At 44.8% G+C, this 26,926-nt stretch carries 11 protein-coding genes and 1 riboswitch; of the genes, 9 read left to right on the top strand and 2 right to left on the bottom strand.

Translation table 11 applies throughout. The features are described from left to right. Nucleotides 1–157: 157 nt before the first annotated feature. On the bottom strand, nucleotides 158–1,684 hold the full coding sequence (locus CK797_RS08400) for a glycosyltransferase (protein ID WP_104689294.1): 1,527 nt from the start codon (nucleotides 1,682–1,684) through the stop codon (nucleotides 158–160). A 116-nt stretch (nucleotides 1,685–1,800) separates the two neighbouring features. Further along, a riboswitch (TPP riboswitch) is annotated at nucleotides 1,801–1,908 on the top strand. Nucleotides 1,909–1,978: 70 nt separating this feature from the next. On the opposite strand from CK797_RS08400, the gene cytX reads away from it, so the two are divergent. From cytX to glyA, 5 genes are all read left to right on the top strand, one after another. Then, a complete protein-coding gene (cytX, locus tag CK797_RS08405; RefSeq protein WP_104689295.1) occupies nucleotides 1,979–3,172 on the top strand; it encodes a putative hydroxymethylpyrimidine transporter CytX in 1,194 nt (397 codons plus the stop codon). A gap of 579 nt (nucleotides 3,173–3,751) precedes the next feature. After that, a complete protein-coding gene (locus CK797_RS08410; protein ID WP_104689296.1) occupies nucleotides 3,752–18,691 on the top strand; it encodes an MBG domain-containing protein in 14,940 nt (4,979 codons plus the stop codon). A gap of 333 nt (nucleotides 18,692–19,024) precedes the next feature. Continuing rightward, nucleotides 19,025–19,771, top strand: a complete 747-nt coding sequence (locus tag CK797_RS08415) for an SDR family NAD(P)-dependent oxidoreductase (RefSeq protein WP_104689297.1) — start codon at nucleotides 19,025–19,027, stop codon at nucleotides 19,769–19,771. A 67-nt stretch (nucleotides 19,772–19,838) separates the two neighbouring features. Then, entirely contained in the window at nucleotides 19,839–20,390 is a 552-nt protein-coding gene (locus CK797_RS08420) for a GNAT family N-acetyltransferase (protein WP_104689298.1), read from the top strand. Between the two features lie 587 nt (nucleotides 20,391–20,977). Continuing rightward, nucleotides 20,978–22,216: a serine hydroxymethyltransferase gene (glyA, locus tag CK797_RS08430; RefSeq protein ID WP_104689300.1), complete on the top strand. Its 1,239-nt coding sequence runs from the start codon at nucleotides 20,978–20,980 to the stop codon at nucleotides 22,214–22,216. Nucleotides 22,217–22,267: 51 nt separating this feature from the next. Here glyA and CK797_RS08435 read toward each other — a convergent pair whose 3' ends face one another. Next, a complete protein-coding gene (locus CK797_RS08435) occupies nucleotides 22,268–23,203 on the bottom strand; it encodes a magnesium transporter CorA family protein (RefSeq protein WP_181049551.1) in 936 nt (311 codons plus the stop codon). A 305-nt stretch (nucleotides 23,204–23,508) separates the two neighbouring features. Here CK797_RS08435 and efp point away from each other — a divergent pair, with 305 nt between their 5' ends. From efp to CK797_RS08455, 4 genes are all read left to right on the top strand, one after another. Continuing rightward, on the top strand, nucleotides 23,509–24,066 hold the full coding sequence (efp, locus tag CK797_RS08440) for an elongation factor P (protein ID WP_104689302.1): 558 nt from the start codon (nucleotides 23,509–23,511) through the stop codon (nucleotides 24,064–24,066). 134 nt (nucleotides 24,067–24,200) lie between these two features. Continuing rightward, nucleotides 24,201–24,731, top strand: a complete 531-nt coding sequence (locus tag CK797_RS08445; RefSeq protein ID WP_104689303.1) for a GNAT family N-acetyltransferase — start codon at nucleotides 24,201–24,203, stop codon at nucleotides 24,729–24,731. Nucleotides 24,732–24,827: 96 nt separating this feature from the next. Beyond that, nucleotides 24,828–26,018: an ATP-binding protein gene (locus tag CK797_RS08450; RefSeq protein WP_104689304.1), complete on the top strand. Its 1,191-nt coding sequence runs from the start codon at nucleotides 24,828–24,830 to the stop codon at nucleotides 26,016–26,018. Continuing rightward, nucleotides 26,002–26,874, top strand: coding sequence for an alpha/beta hydrolase (locus tag CK797_RS08455; RefSeq protein WP_104689305.1), 873 nt, complete (start codon nucleotides 26,002–26,004; stop codon nucleotides 26,872–26,874). The genes CK797_RS08450 and CK797_RS08455 overlap by 17 nt, the downstream gene beginning before the upstream one ends. Nucleotides 26,875–26,926: the final 52 nt, after the last annotated feature.

A 26,926-nucleotide genomic window follows, 5' to 3' on the forward strand; every position in this document is an offset into this window, starting at 1 on the left:
CATTGATAATACTTAATTTTTGCTGGAGTGAAAATTTTGATCTTCTTCCCATATAAAAATACCCTCTAAGTACAAGATGAGTTTTCTATTTCATCTGTATACTTAGAGGGCATTATAGCCAAGTTCATCTGATGCTTAGGGCATTTTTAAATATTGTTTATAAATAGGATGCCATTCGCTGATTTCCGCGGGATGCCTCGGCAGCGATGAAGTTATGCCACTTCTTAGCAACGTTTTCAAAGGAGTACTTGGCCGCGGCTGACTGGGCGTGGTTAGCGTAGGATTTCAGTATTTCTGGATGACTGAGCAGGTCGTCGAGCACCGTATAGAGGGCGTGAACGTCACCTGCTGGTAGGAGACGGCCACTAACCTGGTCTTCGATAATCTCGTTGGGGCCGTAGTTAATATTATAGCTAACCGCTGGGCAACCGTGCCCCTGGGCCTCCAGCAGGGCCATTGCAAACCCCTCGTAGGAGCTGGTGAGCACCTCGACCTGCGCCGTTTCATATACGGTGGTCAGGTCGTGCTGGTAGCCGCAGAAGTGGATATAGTCACCGGCCTGCTTATCCCGGACCAGCTTCTTCAGTGCGTGAGAAGTGGCGTAGTTGTTCCATTCGTCATCGTAACCGTAGATTTTTAGGTCAACGGCGGGATGCTTCTTGCGCAATAGGATTACGGTGTTGATCAGGTGGTCGAGACGTTTGACGTTGGTAAGCCGGGCAACGGCGATTAATTGGCCAGGTTTACGCTGGTCAAACGGGATCTTCTTCTGCAGTAGCTTGTCAGGAATATAGGTGACCGGGATGGCATAGCTGGCCGGTGTAGCAAAGCGTTTCCCGGCATCAGCGGACTCTTGTTGGGTGGACGAGATCAGTCCGGTGAGGTGATCGTCTTGTAGAGCTTGTTTTATCGGTTCATAGACCGTAAAGAGCTTGCCGTTGGGCCGGCCGTCCTCGGTGAAGGCGGAATGAAAGACCTGATAGCGTGGCAGCACCTCATGCATCAAGGCGAATTCCTTCATCGTGTAGTCGGACCGGTCACTGATGAAGACGGCCTGGGGATCTGCCTTGGCAAGCCCATCCAGGAAATAGGCCCGCAGCTCGGCTTCATTGTCGAATGTCCACCAGTTGCCCTGGTCGAATAGCTGGATCAGGCAGAGGACGGGGGTATTACCCTCACCACCGCGGTAGTGGTAGATGATCTTGGGGTGGCCCTGGCCGTCATAGTATTGGCGGGTGACCACCCGCGACCGGTCCTCGAAGAACTCGGTATAGGTCAGGCAGCCGTTATCATAGAAGTCCCGCCGATCGGTGAAACCGAACCGGTCGCGGTAGTCGACGTAGTAGAGGTGCTGGCCGTTCAGGTGGGCGATGATTCGTTGCTTACCGTCCCGGCTGGCGACGAGCCCGGCAACTTGGTAGCCGGGCTGGTTGAGAAGCCGATCAATTAGGGACTGGTCGTCATTGGTGTAGTGGTAGGGCAGCTGCTGGAAGTATTGAAAGAGGTTGACGACCCGGTTGGTGACGCCGAGTTTCTTCTCCACCTGGGAATGGGCCCAGTTGTATTGGAGGGTCACAATCTGGGAGTCGATTTTTAGGGAGTCGAAGATGTGCATGCGTTTGACCTGGGCCAGCTCGATGGCTGATGTCAGGAGGTCTTCACGACTGGTAATAAAGTAGGACATTGGTTTTTCCTTCTTTGACGCAAATTACTGGTATCACTAAAATTATAATCGATTTGGGATAACTTTGAAAAGCCGCGGGGTTGACAAAGCTCAAATTACTGTTAAATTAAGAATAATTACATAGTGAGGGGAGCTTGCAGACAGGCTGAGAGGAGACTGAGCGTCTCGACCCGATGAACCTGATTTGGATAATGCCAACGTAGGAATTAATAGTGCGACCAGGATCATTAATTGTTTCTGGTCGCTTTTTTACGTTAGCCACATCTGACAAATAAAAAAAGGATGGCGGTAACAATGCAACGACAAACGACACTGATGGAAAATGGCCTGATCTGGTGCGGGGCCGGAATCTCGATTGCGGAGATCTTAACGGGAACCTATCTGGCACCACTAGGACTATGGCGCGGGCTGATGGTGATCCTGCTGGGCCACCTACTGGGCTGCCTGCTGCTCTTCCTTTCTGGGGTGATTGGCGGCCAGCAGCGATTGAGTGCGATGAATGCCGTCCAGCTTAGCTTTGGCCGGCAAGGAAGCAAGTTCTTCGCCGGACTCAACGTTCTGCAGCTGGTCGGTTGGACGGGAATCATGATCTACGATGGCGCGGTTGCAGCCAACGGGATCTGGCAGTTTGGCCAGCAACTGTGGGCCGTCGTCATCGGGGCATTGATTGTGGTCTGGTTATTAGTTGGGATTCGTCACCTGCGTTGGTTTAACCTGGTGACAATCGGTGTCTTACTGATCCTGACGGCAATTCTCTGCGGGGTTATTTTCAACCACCACCAGGTCATGCCGGTTAGCGGTCGCTTGACTAGCGCGCAGGGGATGGAGCTGGTGATTGCTATGCCGCTGTCCTGGCTGCCACTGATTAGTGACTACACGAGTGCTGCCCAGCGCCCGGTTGCCGCCAGTGCGGTTGGGTCCCTGGTTTATGGGGTGACGAGCTGTTGGATGGCCTTTATTGGCCTCGGCGCGGCTTTGCTAACCCATGACATCAACATTGCCACGATCATCCTACGAGCGGGCCTTGGCAGTGCTGGCCTGATCATTGTGATTTTTTCGACGGTGACCACTACCTTTATGGATGCTTATTCTGCGGGAGTATCCACGCAGACAATTATCCCTCACTGGTCGGGCACGAGCGCAGCGATTATCGCGACGGTTATTGGGACGGTTGGTGTCTTGACCTTGCCAATGGATAATTTCAGTGACTTTCTCTACCTGATTGGCTCGGTATTTGCACCGATGATTGCGATCCAGCTAACCGATTATTTTATCTTGCATGTTGACCGGCGACAACAAGACTGCTCCTGGGGAAACCTCGTGATTTGGCTGATCGGCTTTATCCTCTATCGCTGGTTAATGACCTTAAATTGGGTACTGGGCAGTACTGTGCCGACGATTATTATCGTAATCTTAATGACGTGGCTGGTGCAGGTATTTGTCAGTCACCATAGTGGTGGTGATCACTCACCCATGAGGACTCGGTAGTAAACATATAAATACGTTTAGACAGCTTGATTCTGGTGCTTAACAAGGGTCAAGCTGTTTAATTTTCTCTTGATAACACTGATATCGGGGAGTTTAGATTATTTTCGTTTTTACTTCAAAATATAAATGGAAAACTGAAGAGCCAAAGCTTCTAATTTAGGTCAGTGGAGCGGAAAATAATTGATTGTTTGATAAACTAAAATATTTGAAGTAGTAAAATATCATAATATACATAATCGCTAATTGTGTTGATGATTTCATTTTTAAAAATGATTAAATTCAAACTATTTATATCATACTAATAAGTGTGTTATACTTAAAATTGTAAAATGATGACTGGTAATGGGTGGCCTATTCTTGAGGGGATTAATTTGAGAATAGGCTATTTTTTATAATTTGAATAGCCGCAATAGGCTTTTGTTTAGGTCAACATCACTGATTGATTCGACTGATTTTTAGAAGATGTTAATGTTTAAATACTAATCGAATTATAAGTAAAATTAACAGTAAGTGATTGAATGGGTTTATAATTAAGGATAGAAATAAATTACGCGATTTAATGCGAAGAGGGGGAGAAAAATGGGTAAAAATAATCAGCAACGGACAATGATGCCTGAAAGAAAAAATTATAAACTTTACAAGGCGAAAAAGCAGTGGATTACGGCTTGCGCGACTATTTTACTGGGCCTTGGCGCAACTGCGATGACGAATGTTAGTGCCAATGCTAACCCTAATTCTGAGCCTAACGGCAGAGAAGAGACCGAGGAGGTAGTAACAACACAAACGCAGCATAGTAGTGAGCCGCAGTCATCATCTCCTGCATCAAGTAATAACGGGACCACTCCTACGCAGGATAGCAATATACCCAGTCAGGCTCAAACTTCCACAATCAGTCAAAACTCAGTAAGTGGTAAAGAAAATTCATTTTCTGAGCAAGCACAGGTTCCAACAACTAATGCTACCCCAGTTTCTCAAACCTCTTCTAATGAGAAAAAACAACCTGGGATAGAAACAACGAACTTAAAAACTGATGCTAACAGGCAAAATGCCGCAAACTTAGCTGAATCAAAGGTGGCTGTTGAGCTTCCAGAAAACTCAATTTCACCTGCAGACAATCCTCTTATGGATCTGGTTATGCCAGGAACTCAGTTGACTGATGCCGATGCTAGTCGCTTCTTTAGCAATGGAGAGGCTTTGGTTAAAGCTGGAGCAACTTTCTCCTGGGTTGGTGGAGCACCAGCTGTTACGGAAGAAGACGCTAGCAACTCAATTCCAATTTCAGGCACAATTAAAGTTACTCTGAAAGATGGCAGCAGCAAGGATTATGATGTCTACTTTACGGCTGAACCGCAAGTTACTGCGCAGCCTAACAGGTTCTACTATGTCGCAGAGCAAAATGAAAAAGTTACAGGTGAAGACGTCAATCCGTACCTTTATCATACCGATGGAACAAGTGGCATTCTAGGTAGTACCTTAATTATGCAGAAGCAGAATATTTCAGCTAAATTGGCTGCCCCACTTGATACTAGTGAAATTGGTATTCACTGGGGGACTGCAATTGTTACTGATACTGGTGCTGCTATGGATATTAATGGTCACCCAACTCCTTATCAAAGAATCGGTAAGGATACTTACACTGTTAAGTTTCCATATGTGGTTAAAACGCTGCATTTGCGTACAGATATTCCTACAGATGCCGATGGTAATCCGGTAATTAATGCCCAATTAAATATGCATTCAAATCAATCACTTCCGGGAGGAGCTCCAAATACGCCACAAGTGGCTTTTGATGCAACGCAATTGCCACCTTCTGCTGTAGCCGAGTTTTTTAATAAAGACGAATGGGAAGAAGCCCAGAAGTTAGGAATTTCGGCTGAATATGGTGATTGGACTGCGCCAACATTGCCAGCATCAGCAAGTGATGAGAATGGAGAAAAACTTTTTGATAAGATAAAATCAAATCATTTTAGCATTACCTTCACATATAATAAGGTCAACACAGACAATGGTAGTGCAACCTCAGAAAAATTTAGTAGCTCACAGACAGTAGATGTTAACTACGTTCAACCACCAGAAATTGATAAAATTTTTATTTACAACAATAATGGTGATCCAAATTCGGTTCCTGCTTATGCTTTTTCGGCTCAGCAAAATAAAGGATTCTTCAATAGCTTAATAAATAACGGTGACGAAAAAAATAATCTATATGCGATTCTCCCTGATGGTACTCGCGTATCTGCAACAAAATTGACCGCCAATCAGGTAAAAATAGCTGATGGAGCTGGCTCAGGAAGATTTGATATTATCTTGACGGCGGAATTTGGCGGTAAGAATAAGGCAGGGCAACCAATTATTTGGGCAACAAACTCTAGTGGTATTAGTACACCATCATGGAATAATATTCAGACTAAAGGGATTGTTCTTTTACCAACCAAGAAAAATGATAATCAGCCACCAGTTGATTTAACCGATGGTCCAAAAGATTATTCTGGAAATGATGGTAGAGGATTATCTGAATTTGTTCATAATCCAAATACGGGTCTTGGTAACCCAATCTTAAATAAAAATAAAGAATGGCCTGAAGGTACTAAATTTGAATGGATCGGCAAAGACGGAGTTCATGAATTAAAACTCGATAAAGCCGGTGAAAGTAAAACTGGTGATATTAAGATAACTTTACCAACTGGTTCAAGCTACACCGTAAAGGACATTACTGTTACTAGTAAGGCAAATGTCAAAGCCGAAAATAAAACGATTGATTATGGCACAGTTTTGACTGCTGCAGATCTTGTTGCTAACAAGAATGTTTTCCCAAAAGGTACTACTTACCAATTTGCTGGTAATGAACCTAATTGGAAAAAAGCGGGCTCATATAGTGAAGTAAAAATTACTGCTACTTATAATGCACAATCAACTGATTCTCAAGGCAAGATAACTACTCACCAAGTTACTACTCCAGTAGCTACCTGTGCTGTGGCTATTAACGATATTCGCCAAATTACGGTCTTGGAGGGTAGTAAGACTCCAGATGTTAATAGCGTGTTAAATTTCCCTGACACTTGGGAAGCACACACTGCTGAATATTCAACAGATATTAATACTAACGAGACTAACCAAGGTGTAATTACTGTTCATTACCCTGCAAGTAATTTGGATCAGACTATCAAGGTTTATGTCACAGTTATTCCTAAGACGACTGCAGTTGATGGCTTGAACTTTAAGACTGATGGTAGCCAAATCGGTGGGAATAACAAGCTTATTGATAGCGATGGTGCTTTCTTAACCACAGCTGGCAATAATGACATTGCTTACCAAGGTTATGACATTACTACTCAACCTGGTGTTGCTTCAAACGTTACTCCAGCTTCTAAGGACTATAAACCAAGCTATAGTTTAATTGGTTTGAAAAAGAATGGTGATGCTTTAGTCAGTGGATCACAAACTGTAACAGTCCGTGTTTCATTACCGAAGGGTACTTTGGGTTCAGTTGATAAGGACGGTAATCCTCTTGTTGATGAAAAAGGTAATCCTTACTATGAAGTAACAGCGAAAGTTAATATTGCACAACCTGTTCATTTTGAATTTGTCGATGATGATAATAATGATACAGTTGTAGGTAAAGTTCAGACACAAGAATTTCTTAAAGGTGATAAGACAAATATTGCACCTGTTCTTAGTCTTCCAGAAAACTATCAATTAGCTAAGAACCAAAGTATTCCAACTACTTATACTTTGAAAAACTATAGTACAACTGACCCTGTTGTTCAGATTCATGTGGTACATGCTACTGAAAAAATCACGAACACTGATACTAGAAAAGCCACTGTTCAATACATTTATGCTAATGGTGATAAGGCAGGTCAAGAGGCTCACGACGATGCCGTTCTTGAAATTGCTTATAAGCAAACTAATATCAAAGATCTCGTTACTGGTAAAGCAAAGAATGGTAATTGGCTTTGGGATCAAAGTAAAAATGATGATGGTTTCACTAATGGTTACAAAGTAGTTTCTGGTGACTGGACATTACCACAAAATTGGGCTCCTGTTTCAGTTAAGAATCCAGAGGTTGCAGGCTATAAGGCTTTTGATAAAGGTGACTGGGAAGCAAATAAAGACGGTCAAGTATCTAGTGTACCTGCTAACGAATTTACCTTCCCAACTTACACTGGTGATAAAACTTCCATAGATGGGAAGAATCAAGTTGCCTACACTAATGATTCTCCTGTTTATGAAGGAACAGCTACACACACTGTCTACTATGCTCAAATACAACAAGAACCACAGACTGTTACTGAACACTTCAAGAAGTACGTGCCAAGTACTGGTGGATATGAAGATGCTGATGTTGTAACTCTTCCAGATGGAACTAAGCAATCATATGCTCAAATTAAAGTTTGGTATCAAAAAGCACCAATTACTTTTGCAACGAACGGGAGCACTGATCCTAAGAAGTGGACTGTAACTTACGGTGGTTTAACTTGGGATAGATCAGCGGGTAATAAGGCAACTCCAGGCTACACTGTGATTTCAGGTCAAGATTTATGGAATGGTATTACATCAGATGGTACATGGGGAATTGATATTCCTAATCTTTCTGGATATACACCTGTTAGATTAAATAGTGCAACTCAATATAATGCTAATGTGTTTGGTAGTCCTTTACAGGGAGATTTTGAAAATGATACTAACCCAACATGGTTTTGGAGAAATAATTTAACCGTCTTCTATGTACCAACTTCAGAGTTACAAAAGACTATTACTCGGACAATCGAAATTCATGATCCATCTGGTCAAGTGGTGAAAGTTCCACAAACTGTGACCTTCAACCGTGACGTGCGAGTTTATACTGGTACAAATAAAGATGGTGATTATGGTGACGATAAGATCGTCTTTGGTGCATTGACTGGTAATGATGCCTATACCTTTAAGATGGGTGACGATATTTGGAACCATAATGTTGGTGAAACTAATGCACAGGAAACTTTCCCAGAATTCACTAAGTCATGGCAATCTGATTCCAACATTGTAAAGCCAGGCTACACAGCTATCGTTGATGGTAAAGCCATTACTAGCATCCCTTCACTAACAGTTACTCCAGATGATAAAGATTCAACTGTTGATGTAACTTACATCAAGAACGCTGGTACAATCACCATCGCTCACGATCCATTTAACAATGATTACACTGCAGGTCCACAAGCAATCCCTGCTGGTATTACTCATGCTGTTGCATCAAACGACAGTAGAATTCCTTTGCCAACAGGCAGTGATCAAGTTCAATTAACAACTAATGACTTTTCATTTGCTAATGAAGATGGCACTATCATTGATGCGCCAACTAATGTTGGTACTTACCACATTGTTTTGAATGATCGTGGTCTTGCCAAGTTTACGAAGCTTGATCCTAACTTTACTTGGAATTATGATCCAAAGACTTCGTACGTTGTTTATAACGTAGATCCTGCTGCAGCTACTGCAACATTAAGTGGTAAAAATTCACGTGACTACAACGGTAGTGGAATTTCACTTGATAATATCAATGCTGATGGTAAGATTTCCGTTTCATTGAACTTCCCAGGTAAGAATCAATCTAATGATAAGTACACATTAACAGCTGGTGATTACTACTTCACTAATGTAGCTGGTGATACAGTTACTGATACTGTCAATGCTGGTACTTACACCATTCATTTAACGACTGATGGTGTCACTAATATTGAAAATGCTATTAAGGCTGCAACTAATAACGGTGATCCTAACTTAGTTAACGTTAAGTTTGCTGACAACGCCGTTACTGGTACTGCAACTTACACGATTAACAAGATCGGTGCTACTGCTACTTTAGGTGGTAACCAAGAAGAGAAATATAAGGGTTCAGCTTATACTGATACTGAAATTGCTCCAAGTGATTACACCATCACTTTAAGTAACGGTAAAAAGTATCAATTGCAAGCAGGCGACTTGAAGTTTGTTCCAGGAGAAGATCCAACTAATGTCGGTACTTACCATGTTGAATTAACTGATCAAGGTCAAAAGAATATTGCTGCTGTAGATGCAACTAACTACAACTATAACTTCGATAATGTTGGTCAAGGCACATTCACTATTGCTAAGGCAAATGGTTCAGTTAAATTCAGTGGTCAATTTACAACTGATTACACTGGCAGTGCAGCAAGTGGTTTTGCACCAAGTTATACTGCTGTTTTAACTGCTCCTGGTGTTGCAAGTGATGCCTTCCACTTAAAAGACGATGATCTTGAATTCAGCACTGATGGTAGAAACTGGACTGACGATGTTCCCATTAATGCCGGCACTTACCAAGTTAAGTTAAGTGCTCAAGGCTGGGCAGATTTGAAGCAAATCAACGGCAACAACGTTAACTGGCAAGCAACTAGCTTCACAGTTGATCCTGAAAAAGGTGCTACTTACGTTGTTAATAAAGTTGCTCCTAAGATCACTCTTAATGGTACTGGTGAGAAGACCTACAACGGTTCTGCAATTTCTAGCTACGGTGTAACTGTTGACTTCGGCACAACCCCAGGCAACAACTCCGTAACTTTGACTGTCGGTACTGATTACGAATGGCAAAAAGGTACTAATACATATAAGACCGCTCCAGTTGATGCAGGCAATTACACTATTGCTTTGACTGATGCCGGTAAAACTAAACTTGATGCTGTAAACAGTCAAAACCTTGACTGGGCTAAGGCACAAATTACTAATGACGCTTCATACAAGATTAATAAGGCAGATGCTACAGTAAGCTTTATTAACGGTACTCAATCTGTTCAATATGACAAAGATGGCGGGCAATTCGATATCGATGACTTCAAGCCACAAATTGCTACTAACAATAGTCAAACATTGACTATTCCAAGTGGTGTAACTCTTACTAAGGGTGATTACGAATTTAGTAGTGATAATGGTGCAAACTGGTCAGCAGCTGAACCAACTGCTTTAGGTACTTACCAAGTTCGTTTGACTGATACTGGCTTTGACAAACTTAAGTCAGCAACTAACAACTACAACTGGATTAATGGTACTAGTGGTTCTTACACAATTTCCAAGGCTGAAGGCGTTAAGGTAACCTTGAATGATGTTAACGGCGGTCAAAGCGTTGTCTACAAGGGCAGTGCTTACACTGATGCAAACATCGCTCCTGGCGACTACTCAATTACTTTAGCTAATGGTGATCAATATGCTTTGCAAGCTGGCGACTTGGAATTTGTTCCAGGTAAGACGCCAACTGATGTTGATACTTACGAAGTTCGTTTAAGTGATGATGGTCGTACTCACATTTCAGCTGTAGATAGTGAACACTACACTTACAACTTCGATAATGCTGGCACTGGTACATTTACTATTACTCAAGCAACGCCAACTGCAACAATTAATGGCAGTGGTCAAAAGACTTACGATGGTTCACCGATTGCCAATTATGGTGTAACTGTTAACTTTGGTACTACTCCAGGCAACAATTCCGTAACTTTGGATGCAGGTACTGATTATGTTTGGAAGAAAGATGATCAAACATTCACTTCTGCTCCAGTAGATGCCGGTAATTACACTGTTGCTTTAACTGATGCTGGTAAGGCCAAGCTTGAAGCTGTCAACAGCCAAAACCTTGACTGGGCTAAGGGTACGATTGATGTTAGGGCAACTTACGACATTACTAAGGCAGATGCTAGTGCAACCTTGTCTGGTTCTAACCACAAGACTTTTGACGGCAGTTCAGTAACTACTGCTGAAGTTCTTAACGATAATGGTGACATCAAGGTTGTCTTGAGTTACCCAGGTGCTGAAAACACTACTTACACTTTGACTGATAAGGACTACACTTGGAGCACTGCTGATGGAAAAGCTCCAACTAATGCTGGTACTTACACGATTACTTTGACTCAGGATGGTGTAACTGACATTCAGAACGCAATTATTGCCGCAACCAACAATGGTGAAGCCGGTGTAGTTAATGTTCAGTTTGCTAAGAATGCAATTAATGGCAGTGCAACTTATACGATTGATAAAGCCACTGCTAAAGCTACCTTAGAAGGTAATGGCAGTCACGAATACACTGGTAATCAATTTACCAGTCAAGATCTTCCATTAAGTGGCTACTCAGTAACTTTGTCAAATGGTCAACAATATGACCTTAAGAATGGCGATATTCAATTTGCACCAGGACAAAATCCTGTAGATGTTGCTACTTATAATGTTGAGTTAACTGCTCAAGCTAAGAATGTAATTCAAAAACTTGATGCTAATAACTACAACTATGAATTTGAAACACCAACTGCTCACTTTGACATTACTAAGGCAGAAGCTAAGGCTGTCTTTGCTGGACAAGGTGAGAAGACTTACAATGGTCAGCCTATTACGCATTACACAACTCCAATTAGCGTAACGATCACTGCTCCAGGCAATCCAACGGTTGATTTGACTGCAGGTACTGACTACGTTTGGAAGAAGAATGGTCAGACATTTACTTCTGCACCAAGTGATGCTGGTACTTACACTATTGAATTAACTACTGCCGGAATTACTAAGATTAAAGGTGTCAACAGTCAAAACTTAGACTGGAAAGATGCTGATATCACTGGTCAAGGCAGCTATGTCATTAACCAAGCTAACGCAACGATTAGCTTAAGTGGTGGTCAAACCATTACTTGGAATGGTAGTGCTGCAACAATTGATCCAGCTAAATTTACGCCAGCAATTTCAACTGATAATACTAATGAGCCAGCTATTGCAGTGCCAAGTGGTCTTAACTTGACTGCAGGTGATTACCAATTTGTTAATAGCGATGGGGATGCAATTGCTGCTCCGACAGCTCCAGGCCATTACTTGGTAAGCTTGACCGAAGATGGTTGGAAGAAGATCGAAAACAAGGTTAACAACAATAACTACAAGTGGACTTATGACAACAGCACTGGTACTTACACAATTAATCAGGCTGATGCTCATATTAAATTAAGCGGTAGTGACTCAGTAATTTACTCAGGCTCAAATGCTCAATTCCCAGTTGATCAAGATGGTAATGTCAATGGCATTACAGTTACTCTTGATCACGGTATGAGTTACGACTTGAAGCCGGGCGATCTTGAATTTATCAATCCAGATCATACTAATGTTGGCTCTTACCAAGTTAAGCTTTCAGCAGTCGGAATTAATCACATCGAAGCTCTTAACTCTACTGACTACAAGTGGTCGTATGATGATAGTGAAGCTACTTTGAATATCACACCAGCGACGGCAAGTTATGATTTGACTGGTAATCAAAACAAGACCTACGATGGTCAAGCTGGTAGTTTAGTTGCAAAAGATCATTACACAATTACGATTAAGACTAATAATCATCAAACTTTGACTTACACTTTGACTAATGACGATTTAGCCTTTGCCGATGGTCAAGCTCCAATTAATCGCGGTTCATACAAGATTGTTCTTTCAGAAACTGGATTACAACATTTGCATGCTTTGAATATTAACTATGAATGGAACGCTGCGGCTTCTGGTTCAACTGCTAGATTCATTATTTCTCCAGCCGAAATGTATGTTGGTGTCAGTGGTGAAGCCAATACTGTTTATAACGGTCAAGTTCAACCAATGACTCAAAACCAAGTAAATGAGTTAACTACTACTTGGGGTGGTGAAACTACGGCTCCTAATGGTGTCTCATTCAACTTAACTCCAGCTGACTTTGAATATGTTCAAAAAGATGCTCAAGGTCAATGGCAAGTTGTTCAGCCTAAGGAACACGGTACTTACGGTGCTCGTTTAACTGAAGCTGCAATTAAACGTTTGAACGATCAATATGCAGATGGTAACTACAAGTTCTTGCGTGGCGATAGTGTTGATGTAACTTACATCATCAACCAGCGTCAAGCTCAAGTAACTTTACATGGTTCCCAAATTGCACCATATACTCAAAATACGGCGTTAGATAATAAGAACTTTACAGTTCAATTGACTAACACTGCTAGTGGTGAGCCTGTTACTGTAACTCTTCAAGGTGGCGATTTGGCGATTAAGGGTTACCAAAGTGATTATCCAAAGAACGTTGGTACTTATGATGTTGAAATCCGTCAGCAATTAATTAATCGTCTAGAAAAAGAGTATCCAGATTATCGTTTCACTGCAAACGAGAGAATGCCTCGTTCAATCAGTAACTCAATCAATGCGGGTGTTACTAATAGTGACAACACTGATATCGCTGAAAAGAACAACGATGGTAAATATATCATTACGCCAATTGATGCTCATATTACTTTATCTGGTAGTCAAACAATCAAGTTTGGTGAAGATCATACGATTGTGCCAGGTAAGTACACTTTGACTTTGGATGACATTTACGGCAAGCCAGTTGTAGATGCTACTACAGGTCAAGTTGTGTCAATCACTTTAGATGCAAATGACTTGAAGTTTGATGGCGCAACACCTAATGACGTTGGCACTTACCATGTAACTTTGACTGATAAGGCTTTGCAAAAGATCGATGCCATTGGTAAGAACAGTCTTGGCAACATGAACTACCAATGGATTAATGAATTTACTCCAGCAGACTTCATCGTTGAAAAGATGCCAGTCACGATTACCATTGCTGATAAGAATTCACAAAACATCCCAAGTTCAACTTATGGTCAACCAGTTAACTTGAATGATAATGATTACACCATTAACGTGAAGACCGAAAATGGTACTGTTCTTAACTACACATTGCAAGCAGGCGATCTTGAATTTACCAACGGTACTCCAGTTAATGCTGGTAGTCATGAAGTTCGTTTGTCAGCTGCTGGTCTTGCTAATGTTGAAAAGGCCTTTGGTACTAAGAACTATACTTACACTCAAGGTGGTATTGGACATTACGTAATCAATGCGGCAGAAGCAAGTGCTAAGTTATCTGGGTCAAGCAAAAAGGTATATGACGGAATCCCAGTCACAACAGCAGAAGTTAATAAAGACCACAAGGTTATCGTTAACTTGACCTTCCCTAACAGTGCTCAATCCAACGACACTTATGAATTGAAGCAGGGTGATTACTACTTCACCGATGCTGCTGGTAATACGCTTGATCCAGTAAATGGTGGTACTTACACAATTCACTTAACTGACCAAGGTATTGCCAATATTAAGAAGGCAATCACTGGTGTTACTGGTGAAGAGAACGTAACGTTTGCTAAGAATGCCATTGCTGGTACAGCAACCTTTACCATTACGCAAGCACAAGCCACTGCAACTTTAAGTGATGTGGATGGTGGTCAATTTGAAACTTACACTGGCGACAAGTTTACTAACACGGCAATCAAGCCAGGAAAGTTCAGCGTGACCTTGTCAAACGGTCAAACTTACGAACTGAAGCAAGGTGATTTGGAGTTTGCTCCAAACCAAGACCCAACTAATGTTGATCCTTACCAAGTTCAATTGAGTGACCAAGGTAAGCAAAACATCGCTAAGATTGTTGGTAATGATTACACTTATGACTTTACGGGTAGCGGGACCTTCACAATCACTAAGGCAACGCCAAGTGCAATATTTGAAGGTGTTGCTGGGCCTAAGACCTACAATGGCAGCCCAATTACTGACTACACAACGCCAATTGGTGTAACTATTACTGCTCCAGGTAATCCGAGTGTTAACTTAGTTGCTGGTACCGACTATGTTTGGACTAAGGATGGTCAGACTTACACTGAAGCGCCATCCAATGCTGGTACTTATGCAATTGAGTTAACCACTGCTGGTAGAAACAAGATTAAGGGTGTTAACGCTCAAAACCTTGATTGGACTAACGTTGTAATTACCGGTCAAGGTAGTTACCAAATTGATAAGGCAACTGCAACTGTTGGCTTCTCTAAGGCACGTCATACTCAAAATGTGTATTACTCACCGGTTGGTGGACAATTTAAGTCGGCTGACTTTGTTCCAGTCGTTAAGACTAATAATGGATTAGATATTTCTCTTCCAAGCAATTTGACTGTTGGTGATTATGAATTCAGCAACGATAACGGCGCAAAATGGTTATCGACGGAACCACTTGCTGTCGGACAATATCAAGTTCGTTTAACTCCAGCAGGGTTAGAGAAGATTCAATCACAAACTCATAATTATGATTGGATAAATGAAACAGCTGGTACTTACACCATTAATAAGAAAGATGTTGCAGTAACGATTGCAACTGTTGCTGGTGGACAGCAAGAAACTTATGCTGCTAAGAAGTTCACCAATGATGATATTAATGTTGGTGATTACAAAGTAACTCTTGCTAATGGATTGACTTACAAGCTTCAATCAGGTGATCTTGAATTTGTTCCTGGTCAAACCGTTGAAGATGCAGATACTTACAAAGTTCAATTAAGTAAACAAGGTCAGCAAAATATTGCTAAAGTTCAGGGTGATAATTACACTTATAACTTCACTGATGAAGGTGCTGGTAAGTTTGTAATTATCCCAGCAATTCCAAGCGCTACAGTTGAAGCTAATGGTCATAAGACCTACGATGGTTCACCAATTAATGGTTATGCTGTAACTGTTGACTTCGGTAATACGCCAGGTGCTGAGTCAATCACTTTAACTGCTGGTAAGGATTATACTTGGCAGTTGGGTGATAAGAGTTACACTGAAGCTCCATCTGATGTTGGTAACTACAAGATTGTTTTGACCACAGATGGTGAAGCTAAGATTAAAGGTGTTAACAGCAAGAACCTTAACTGGAATGAGGGTACTATCAAGGCAAACACTACTTATGATATTGCTCAAGCGCCAGCTACAGTAGCTGTTTCAGGTAGCGATAGTAATACCATTGCTGAACTTGATCCGGGCAAGTATACTGTAACTGTAGATTTGAACGGAACCCAAGTTACAAAGAAATTTACTGCTGATGACTTCATCTTTACCAAGAATGGTAATCAAGTAAGTCCAACTGAATTGGGTGAATACGGTGTTCAACTTAGTGGTACGGTTTTGAACAAGCTTTATGGTGAGAATCCAAACTACAAGTTTGCTTCGTCATCCACGGCTATATTTACTTTGACTTCAGTAACTGTTGATCCGAATGATCCTAATACTAATCCTGATCCAAAGAATGAGGATTGGTTCAAGAAACATGATTTGGTCAAGGATGTAACTCGGACGATCAATTATGAAGGTTTGAATAAGGATCAATTAGCTCAAATTCCTGAAGATCAAAAGAGCCAAATTGTTGAGCTTACTAGAACTGTTAAGTATAACAAGGTAACTGGTAAAATTGTTGAGGGTAGTGAAGGTGCTTGGACTACTAGTGATAAATTTGCTGGATTTACGCCAAAGGAATTTGCAGGTTACACCGCTGATAAGACTGTCCCAGAAGTGGTTGTAAATGGTAAGACTCCAGATAAAACGAGTTTAACTATTACTTATACAGCTAATGCTCAAAGTACACATATTCAATATGTTGATGACGATAACCATGGAGCTCAAGTTGGCGATTTAGTTCCAGTAACTGGGAAGACTGATCAAACAGTTGATTTAACCTACAAGATTCCAGCTGGATATAAAGAAGTTGGTAATCAAAACGTGCCAACTAGCTACACATTTAAGGCTAGTGATAATAAGCCAATTGTTGTTCATCTGATTCACATTAAGAATACAGTTGAACACACTGATCCAATTCCAAAAGATGGCGAGACACCGACAGGTAAGCCAATTGACGGTGCACATGAGGATGATTTGAACCAAACCATTACTCGTACCATTAATGTAACTGATCCAGATGGTAAGGTTGCAACCACTCCACAAGTCGCCAAGATTTATCGTGACGCAACTTACGATGATGTCACTGGTGAAGTAACTTATGGCGACTGGTCAACTGGTAACTGGGGTCCATTCACTACTCCAACAATTGCTGGTTACACTCCAACTCAAGATAGTGTTGCTGCTGAAACTGTAACTGATAAGACGAAGTCAGTGACTATTAATATTTCTTACACTGCCAATGATCAATTAGTTGCGATCAAGTTCGTCGATGATGATCAGAATGGTAAACAGGTTGGTGAGGTTGTTACTAAGTCTGGCAAGACTGGGCAAACAATTACTGATCTTAATTTATCAGTTCCAAATCACTATGAACTAGCTAAGAACCAAACATTACCAACTAGCTACAAATTTACAGCTGATAAAGATCAAACGATTACGATTCACTTGGTTGAAAAGAAAGTAACTGTTGATCCACGAACCCCTAATACCAATCCAGATCCAAAAGACAAGAATTGGTTTAAGGAACATGATTTGGTCAAGAATGTCACTCGGACAATTGAGTACAAGGGCTTAAGCAATGCTCAATTAGCTCAAATTTCTGAAGATCAAAAGAGTCAAACAGTTGAGCTTACTAGAACTGTTGAGTATAACGAGGTAACTGGTGAGATTGTTAAAGGCAGTGAAGGTGATTGGACGACTGGTAAATTTGGCGGATTTACACCGAAGAAATTTGCTGGTTATACTGCTGATAAGACTGTGCCAGAAGCTACAGCAGTTAAGGATATAAGCATTACTGTAACTTACACGCCGACGCACTCGAAGAATCCGACTGCCCCGACAAATCCGACGAGTCCAACGAGTCCGACAACGCCGACGAATCCAACGAATCCGACGATGCCGACGAGTCCAACGACGCCAACGAGTCCAACGAGTCCGACGAATCCGACGAGTCCAACGAGTCCAACGAGTCCAACGAATCCGACGAATCCGACGAGCCCAACGAGTCCAACGAGTCCAACGACGCCAACAAGTCCAACGACGCCAACAAGTCCAACGAGTCCAACAAGTCCAACGAGTTCGACGAATCCAACGAGTCCAACAAATCCGACGAGTCCGACGAATCCGACGAGTCCAACGACGCCAACGAATCCGACGAGTCCAACGAGTCCAACGAGTCCAACGAGTCCGACGAATCCGACGAGTCCAACGAGTCCAACAAGTCCAACGAGTCCGACGAATCCGACGAGCCCAACGAGTCCAACGAATCCAACGACGCCGACGAGTCCAACGAGTCCAACAAGTCCAACGAGTCCGACGAATCCAACAGCGCCGACGAGTCCAACGAGTCCAACGAATCCGACGAATCCGACGAGCCCAACGAATCCAACGAGTCCAACGAATCCAACGACGCCAACAAGTCCAACGAATCCGACGAGTCCAACGAATCCGACGAGCCCGACGAGTCCAACGAATCCGACGAGTCCAACAACGCCGACGAGTCCGACGAGTCCAACAAGTCCAACGTCCCCAACGAGTTCAGTTATTCCTAGTCGGACAGGTGGTTTTGGTCAATATCAAGATAGCGATATGATGGATGCTGGGCACATTTCTTATGAAAATAAGGTTTCTTCTCAATTATCGCAGCATACTAATGGTACGCAGAAGAAGGCTAACCAGTTGCCACAGACTGGAAATGGCGAACATAAGAACGCTTCTGTTTTCGGCTTCGTCTTTGCGGCCCTTGCAAGCTTCCTTAGTCTAGCTGGCTTCAAAAAGAAGAAAACTGATAAGTAAACATACCCAGGATTAGTGAATGAGTTATCGCTGCATGACAATGCCAGAGCTCCGTATCTACGAAATTTATTTCGTAGTGCGGGGCTTTTGGTGTAATAAGCATCCAAATACTAAAAGAAGGCGTGAGCCACTGAAGTTTCAGGGATCATGCCTTTTGTTTATGGTGACCTAGTTATTAGGGTTGATTAGCAAACAGCCATAGCGATTCGAAAGATGGCATAAATATTATGAATCCCGTAAGTTCCCTTCAGATTGCGGACTTTGATTATTGCTCTCAGTTATAATTGTCTTAACGACAACACAAAAGCCAAGCAGAAGAGCGGAGAATTAATTATGGAAACAGTAGTAATCACTGGAGCAACTTCCGGAATTGGGCTGAGCACGACACGGTTATTTCTTAATAAGGGGTGGGGAGTGATGATGGCCTCCAACCAGCGGGAGCAGGGAGAAAAGCTCTGTGCAAAATTTGCTGAGCAGTTCGGCAATGATCGGGTGGCCTTCACCTGCACTGACGTCAGCGATGCGGCTAGTGTGGCGGCTCTGCATGACGCGACTTTCACTAAGTTTTCATCAGTAACTTCCTTGGTAAACGATGCCGGAATTGTAATCTCTGGGAAGCTACATGAAGTTGCGGAAGAAGACTGGAACCGGGTCTTTGCGGTTAACGTTACCGGTACCTACCTGGTCAGCAAGGCCTTTCTGCCAGCAATGATCGCTCAGCACCGGGGGACAATCGTCAATATTTCCTCGATCTCGGGACTGGCAGGGGATTTCAACATGGTTGCCTATAACGCTACCAAGGGAGCAATCGTTAACATGACTAGGGCGATGGCAATGGACTATGGCCCAGATGGAATTCGGGTCAATAGTATTGCTCCCGGCCCAACTGAAACGCCGCTGTTCCCAGCTGACCAAATTGATCGGTTCAGTAAGCACAGTCCCCTGGGCCGGATTGTCCAACCCGAGGAGATCGCTCAGGCGGTTTATTTTGCGGCTACCCCGGCTTCCAGCGCAATGACTGGGGAGAACATTCCGATCACGGCTGGTTTCGAGATTGGAACGGGACAGCCGGCCAAGTAACCACAGCAATTACCGGGGCGGTCCGTATACTTATATCCGGCCCGCCTTATCAAAGGAGGGATACATCATGGCAACCTACATTCGCCGGGCGACTAAGGACGACCTGTCTGCCATCATGGCGATTATCGCTCAGGCAAAGGAATTCTTGAAAGACAATGATAACCCGCAGTGGCAAGACGGTCATCCCAGTGCAGAAATGATCACTGCTGATATCGATCACGGCTACAGCTGGGTTCTGATCGACGGCGACCAGGTGGTGGGGACTGCTGATCTCCAGCTGGCGGCAGAGGCCAATTACGAAGCAATTCAGGACGGGGAGTGGGCCCGGCCTGACGAACCCTATGCGATCATTCACCGGGTTGCCATCGGTGCCGCAGCCAGTGGCCGCAATCTTGGGCAGCTGTTTTTCTCCAACCTGATCACTGTTGGTCGCCTGCAAGGGATCCGCAATTTCCGCTACGATACCCACCACAAGAACGTTCCAATGCAAAAGCTGGGGAAGAGCCTGGGCTTCGTCGAGCGGGGGACCGTCTATATTAAAGATGAGACCGATGCCGAACACCTAGGCTTTGAGCTGAACATTCAAAATAAGGAGGAATATTATTATGACAATCCGTAAGAAAATCGTGCGCACAGCTGTAGTGTTTATTGCTCAGACCGTTGTTACCAAGCTGGTTTACCGACTGATGAAGGACCCGGGTGCCCGGAAGCGTTAATTTCGGGAATTTAGCCGTGCAGGGTAGCACGGTTATGGTATAGTTAAGGTAATTCTTTAAGCAAAGTGAGGGAGAAAAATGGCTAAGTACACGGTTGAATTAAGCGAAGAAGACCTGCAGATGATCAAGGACTGTCACTCCAAGAACCCTTCCATCATGAAGGCCATGGAGGAAGCCAAGAAGGTTGAAGACTAATCCTTCGGTAGACAAAATAAAGGACTCGCTTTCTTGGGCGGGTCTTTTTTTATAAAGGACGCGGAACGTGTTATAGTCGATTACGTTTTTTGTGGGGGATTTGACACAGCTATCGGCGAAGAATATCGCCACCGTTTAGACCGATAAGGGCGTTTATCTAAACATTAGTTGCAATCGAATGTAGAAAGTTCGCTAAATGCGGCCGATTATTTCCTGATAGGTACACAACATCCGTGCTCAGTGTAGTATAATCAAAAGAGAGCAACGATGGTTTGAATCGAGGAGGAATGCCAACATGGAATACGCAGGGAAATCACCAGCACTCTGGGCAGCGATTGCCAAGGAGGAACAGCGGCAGCAGGATACGATCGAGCTGATTGCATCTGAGAACATCGTATCGAAGGAAGTTCGGGAAGCCCAAGGCTCTGTCTTAACTAACAAGTACGCGGAGGGTTATCCGGGCAAGCGCTACTACGGTGGCTGCCAGTACATCGACCAGGTCGAGCAACTGGCGATTGACTATGCCAAGCAGCTTTTTGGTGCAGAATACGTCAATGTCCAGCCGCACTCTGGTTCTCAGGCCAACATGGCTGTCTACCAGGCCCTTCTCAAGCCTGGTGACCGGATCCTGGGGATGGGGATGGATGCTGGTGGTCACCTGACCCACGGTGCCAAGGTCAACTTTAGTGGGAAGGTCTACCAGTCCTTTAGCTACGGCCTCGATCCCGAAACCGAGCTGCTTGATTATGATCATATTCGGGCAATTGCTGAGGAGGTCCAGCCTAAGCTGATTGTGGCTGGTGCCTCGGCCTATAGCAAGATTATCGACTGGCAGCAGTTCCGTCAGATTGCCGATGAGGTTGGTGCCTACCTAATGGTTGACATGGCCCATATCGCTGGACTTGTGGCCACTGGGGCCCACCCAAGTCCGGTACCGGTGGCTGACGTGGTGACGACCACCACCCACAAGACCCTGCGTGGGCCACGGGGTGGGATGATCCTCTCCAAGTCCGCCGAGCTGGGTAAGAAGATTAATTCAGCACTCTTCCCGGGGACCCAGGGCGGCCCGCTGGAACACGTGATTGCGGGAAAGGCCCAGGCGTTTTACGAGGACTTGCAGCCGCAGTTTACCGACTATATCAACCAGGTCGTGAAGAATGCAGCGGCAATGGCTGACGAGTTTGCCAAGTCTGACAAGGTCCGGGTGGTTTCCGGCGGGACTGAAAACCACCTGATGATCATCGATATCACCAAGACCGGGATCACCGGTAAGGATGCCCAGAACATGCTGGATACCGTTCATATCACTACCAACAAGGAGTCGATCCCGGGTGATCCGCGGAGCCCATTTGTTACCAGCGGACTGCGAATCGGGACACCAGCAATCACCAGTCGTGGCTTTGATGAGGAGGATTCTCGACAGGTAGCCGACCTAATTGTTAAGCTTCTGAGCCACCCTGAAGATCAGGAGGTAATTGAAGCCGTCAAGGACGGGGTTCGTAAGCTAACTGCCAAGCACCCGATTGAAGAATAATTTAATTGATAAATGAAAATGACCAGCTGGGTGAACCCCGGTTGGTCATTTTCAGTCTGTGTACTCTTTGTGGTTAAGGTAGTAAGCAGCGACGAGGGCAATAATGATAGCGATGATGAAGATCATCCAGAAACCATAGGGATCATTTTTCCAGGGGAGGCCACCGACGTTCATCCCCATTAGTCCCGAAACGAGGGCAGGGATAGCGATTACCAGGGCGGCAGAGTCGAGGAATTTCATCAAGTGGTTCAGGTTATTATCCATCATCGAGGTAAAGAGGCCACTGACCGAATCGAGCAGGTCACGGAAGATGTGGATGGCCTTATTTAACCGGCGCTGTTTAGTCTGAATATCCAAGATTATTTGATGATCGATCTCTTCAACGTCTGAGGATGCTAGAAAGGATGAGAGGGTATCATTCTGGTCGTTCATCGTGTGTTCAAAGAAGACTAACTTACGGATCAGGTTAGTCAGGTGCCGGAGCTCATCATTTTCAATTGTCTTACGTGCCCCGCGGTCGAGCTTATCGATCTGGGACTTATATTTCATCAAGGCCATCATTAGACGATCTTGCCAGTGGCTGATCAGGGGTAGCATTATTTTGACCGGGGACGTAGTTTTTTTGACTGTCTCTTGGAGGAGTGAATAGCAGTCCATAACCGCTACGGTAGAGATGATAAGGTGTTGGTCGTCCCAGATGAAAATAGCCGGTGCGAGCTGTTCTTCAATGCGTTTGCATTCGGCGTTGAAGTCATAAAGTACCAAAAGGCTGGGTTGGTTGAGGACGGTACTCGGTGTCGGGTGGAAGCGGGCCACCTCCTCGGGGGAATTACAGAACTGGAAGGTCAGTGGGTCCAGGTCGAACTGTTGACAGATGGCTTCCTGTTCGTCCTGATGGGGGCTAGCCGTGATGATGATATCAGCATCCGTTAGTGGACCGTCGTGTGGGTGGAGCTGATGATCAGTAATGTAGTAACTCTTAAGCATTGTTTCACCTCTCATTCCTAGTTATCTGTTGTATATAATTATATTGGATCGTAACCGAGCCTAGGAGCTTTTGGGATAGATTTAGGGAAAGTTTACGGGAAATTAAGAGAAAGCTAATTGAGTGAACGGCGTTTTTTGACTGATAACGCCACGCTCTAGCCCTATGATGTGATACAATAACAATGAATGCTGTAAAACGTCAGCAGATCTAATTAGGCTTGGTGCGGCCGTAGCGGTTGATCGCCTGACCGCTTAAGTTCCGGATCGGGATGGCACCGAGATAAGATACAAAGGAGAGTTTTGACATGATTCAAACAATTGATTTGAAAAAGGGTATGGTCTTTGAACGTGATGGCAAGCTGTTAAAGGTTCTGCAAATCAACCACCACAAGCCAGGTAAGGGTAACACCCTGATGCAGATGGACATCCAAGACCTGCGTTCCGGCTCCATTGTCCACACCACGATGCGTCCTTCCGAAAAGGTTGAACAGGTTAACGTTGACAAGCGTTCTGCTCAATACCTGTACGACGAGGGTGACGACGCTGTATTCATGGACCTGGAGACCTACGACCAATACACGCTGAGTCATGACCTGCTCGGTGACGACAAGAACTACCTGGTTGAGAACATGAAGGTAACCCTGAACTTTGTCAACGGCGACATCATCGGGGTTGAACTGCCAACCACGGTTGAACTGACCGTTGCCCACACGGAACCAATGATCAAGGGTGCAACCATCGACGGCGGTGGTAAGCCAGCCACGATGAACACTGGCCTGGTTGTTAACGTTCCTGCCTTCATCAAAGACGGCGACAAGCTGATTATCAACACCACGGATGGCAGCTACAAGTCACGTGCTTAATCTGATATTGATATTTTGATGGCTCTGGTGAAAAAATCGCCGGGGCTTTTTTATTTTCAGTAAAATTATCGGTGAAAATTAGTCTTTGGCGGGCGGATCTGGTAAAATGTTCTTCCACAAGGAGTGATTTTTGTTTGGATTTAGACATACAGCCCGTCAGAGCGGGCCGAGATAACTATCGACGTGTAAAACAGCTCTACCGCCGGGCGTTCCCAAAGTACGAGCAGGAACCATGGAGTTGGCTGATGCTAAAGAGCTACTTTCAACGAGCCGATTTCATGGCCTTTTATGACGAGGAACAGTTTGTGGGCTTTGCCTATGTGATCCATAGTCAGGGTTGTCACTACATTCTTTTCCTGGCCGTCGATGACCAAGTGCGGTCACAGGGTTATGGCAGTCGGATCATCCACCAGTTGCGGTGCCATTATGGGAAGGATTCCCTCTTGCTCGACGTCGAAGAACCAGATGACCGCGCTGCCAATAACCAGCAGCGGCTGCGGCGGGTAGCATTTTACCGGCGCAACGGCTTCTATCCGACGGCCAAACGCTTTCCAGAGGAGCACGTCACCTTCCGGGTCCTGGCTACCAAGCGCCATATCAGTGGCCAACGAGTAGACCGCATCTTTGACTGGTTTGCCTGGCCCCTAGGCTGGTTAATTCAATAACGATTGATGTTAGGTAGGGGTAACACCTTGCCTATTTTAGTTACTGGTAAATTTAGCAGATTCGGCAGATAATACAGGAAAAGGGAGGAAATCACCATGCAGGAAGCACTTGACTTTTTGACGATCACGGACCGAAGAACAATTGACCGTTTGACGACGGACCTGTTTAACCACCATCTGTTGATCGTGGGGCAGACGGGTAGTGGCAAGACGACCACCACCTTGTCGTTGTTGGGGCAGCTCCAACAGCTGAGCCAGACGGCGATTATCCTTGATCCGACTGGCGAGTATACTAAGCTTCCTAACGCCATTACCTACCGGCTGGGGGACAACTGCTATTTTGAGGCGGGAAAGCTGACGGTTGACCAGTTGTTGACTACCCTTCAGCTTCAGTTCGACCCTGCCTTGCAGACCAAGCTGCGCCAGGCGGTCACTGACCTGCAGATTCAGCATAACATTCAGGGGGAGCCAGGACCTTACCGGCGTTTAGGCCGAACCTTGGCTGATTATCAAGATGCCGAGAATCAGTTGGGAGGATGGGCCAGTGACTTTCCTGCCCAGGAACTCTTTGCCCAGCTGATTGAGGAGTTCGTGGTTCCATACCCGGATAACCGGGCTGATTATACTCGGCTGGGGCAGCAGTATGATCGGGTAGGGATTAATCACAATTGGCCATTGCTGACGGCACTTCACGACCAGCTGGCTAGCCCGACTTTCCGGGCGCTTTTCGACACCGACCATCACACCGGGACGATGAAGAGTGAACTCAACTTTATCCTCAAGATGTTTCTCCATCACCGGAGCAGTCACCGTACCCTGGTGATTGACCTGTCATTACTGAAGGATTACGAGGAAAGTCAGCGGCTGATCATCTCGCTGCTGCTCAAGGAGATTCTTCGCTTGCGTCTTCACGATAATGTTGGTTTTCCAGTCAACGTCATCATCGACGAGGCACACCGTTATCTCCCCAAGGATGAACGCAATTTGGCGGATAATGGTATCTTTCAGTTGGTCCGGGAGGGGCGGAAGTTGAACCTTAAGTTGGTTTTGACGACCCAGTCCCCGCTGGACCTGCCTGCCCGCTTACGGTCCCAGTTCAGCAACCTGCTGGTGCACCGTCTTCTAGACCAAGCTGAGGTAACCAGTTTACCTAGGGCCGGTTTGAACCTCCAGGATACCAATACGCTCCCGGTTGGCCAAGCAGACCTCTGTATGTTTGGCGAGGCACCAGTCCTTGTGAAGGTAAATCTGCCGGTGTGGTGGAAGGCTGGTGATTATCGTGACTAAGGGGATTAAGTTAGCCCTGTGCTGCCTGCTGATGGCCGGGGCGACGGTTGCTGGAACGGTCCAGCAGAACTGGATGGCATTAAAATCCCCGAACGCCCCCAGCGCTGACACCCCGACGATCTTCGTTCATGGGATGCCAAGCAGCTACCATGCCGAGGTCAAGATGGTGCAAAACTTAATTGATGCTGGGATTACGACACCAGATAACGTTGTTCTAGCAACTGTTTCGCCCCAGGGTCAGGTAAGCTTTAACCATCGCCTGCCGAGTCATCCCCATAATCCGATCGTCGAGGTCAATCTGGAGAATAGCCGTGAGCGTGACAACCATGTTTCGGCGGCCTGGATCAAGAACGTTGTGGTTGCTCTTGAACAGCAGTATCACTTCAAAAAAGTTAATTTTGTCGGTCACTCCAGCGGTCCATTACTGATCCTCTGCTATATTATGGACAATGCTAACGATCGTCACTTACCCCGGGTTGCTCGTCTTGTCTCACTCGGTGGTGCCTTTAATGGGGCTTTAGGCAAACGGGACCGGCCCAACGCAATGGAGCTGGCACCTGATGGGTTGCCGACGACCCGTCAGGTTAAGGAATATCGGGAACTCTTGCCACTGCACGAAAGTTTTCCGCACCACACCCGGGTCCTCAACCTCTTTGGTGACCTCCAGGACGGCAGCAATTCAGACGGTCGGGTCGCTAATAACTCCTCCCGTTCGATGCGTTACCTGGTGGCTGCTCGGGCGCAATCATACCAGGAGGTAAAGATAACGGGGATCAACGCGGATCACAGTGGGTTGCATAATAATAAAAAGGTTGATTTTTACCTGATCCGCTTCCTATACGGTCAGAACTGTTAGGCTAATTCTTAAATCATTGCTGATCATCGATTCACAATGCATAATATACGGT

Origin of the sequence: Limosilactobacillus pontis (genome assembly GCF_002940945.1) — a bacterium.
GTDB lineage: Bacteria > Bacillota > Bacilli > Lactobacillales > Lactobacillaceae > Limosilactobacillus > Limosilactobacillus pontis_A.

What these genes read in the sequence shown, in the direction of transcription:
- CK797_RS08400 (WP_104689294.1), bottom strand. Translation starts at nt 1,684, where the DNA reads ATGTCCTACTTTATTACCAGTCGTGAAGACCTCCTGACATCAGCCATC.
- cytX (WP_104689295.1), top strand. Translation starts at nt 1,979, where the DNA reads ATGCAACGACAAACGACACTGATGGAAAATGGCCTGATCTGGTGCGGG.
- CK797_RS08410 (WP_104689296.1), top strand. Translation starts at nt 3,752, where the DNA reads ATGGGTAAAAATAATCAGCAACGGACAATGATGCCTGAAAGAAAAAAT.
- CK797_RS08415 (WP_104689297.1), top strand. Translation starts at nt 19,025, where the DNA reads ATGGAAACAGTAGTAATCACTGGAGCAACTTCCGGAATTGGGCTGAGC.
- CK797_RS08420 (WP_104689298.1), top strand. Translation starts at nt 19,839, where the DNA reads ATGGCAACCTACATTCGCCGGGCGACTAAGGACGACCTGTCTGCCATC.
- glyA (WP_104689300.1), top strand. Translation starts at nt 20,978, where the DNA reads ATGGAATACGCAGGGAAATCACCAGCACTCTGGGCAGCGATTGCCAAG.
- CK797_RS08435 (WP_181049551.1), bottom strand. Translation starts at nt 23,203, where the DNA reads ATGCTTAAGAGTTACTACATTACTGATCATCAGCTCCACCCACACGAC.
- efp (WP_104689302.1), top strand. Translation starts at nt 23,509, where the DNA reads ATGATTCAAACAATTGATTTGAAAAAGGGTATGGTCTTTGAACGTGAT.
- CK797_RS08450 (WP_104689304.1), top strand. Translation starts at nt 24,828, where the DNA reads ATGCAGGAAGCACTTGACTTTTTGACGATCACGGACCGAAGAACAATT.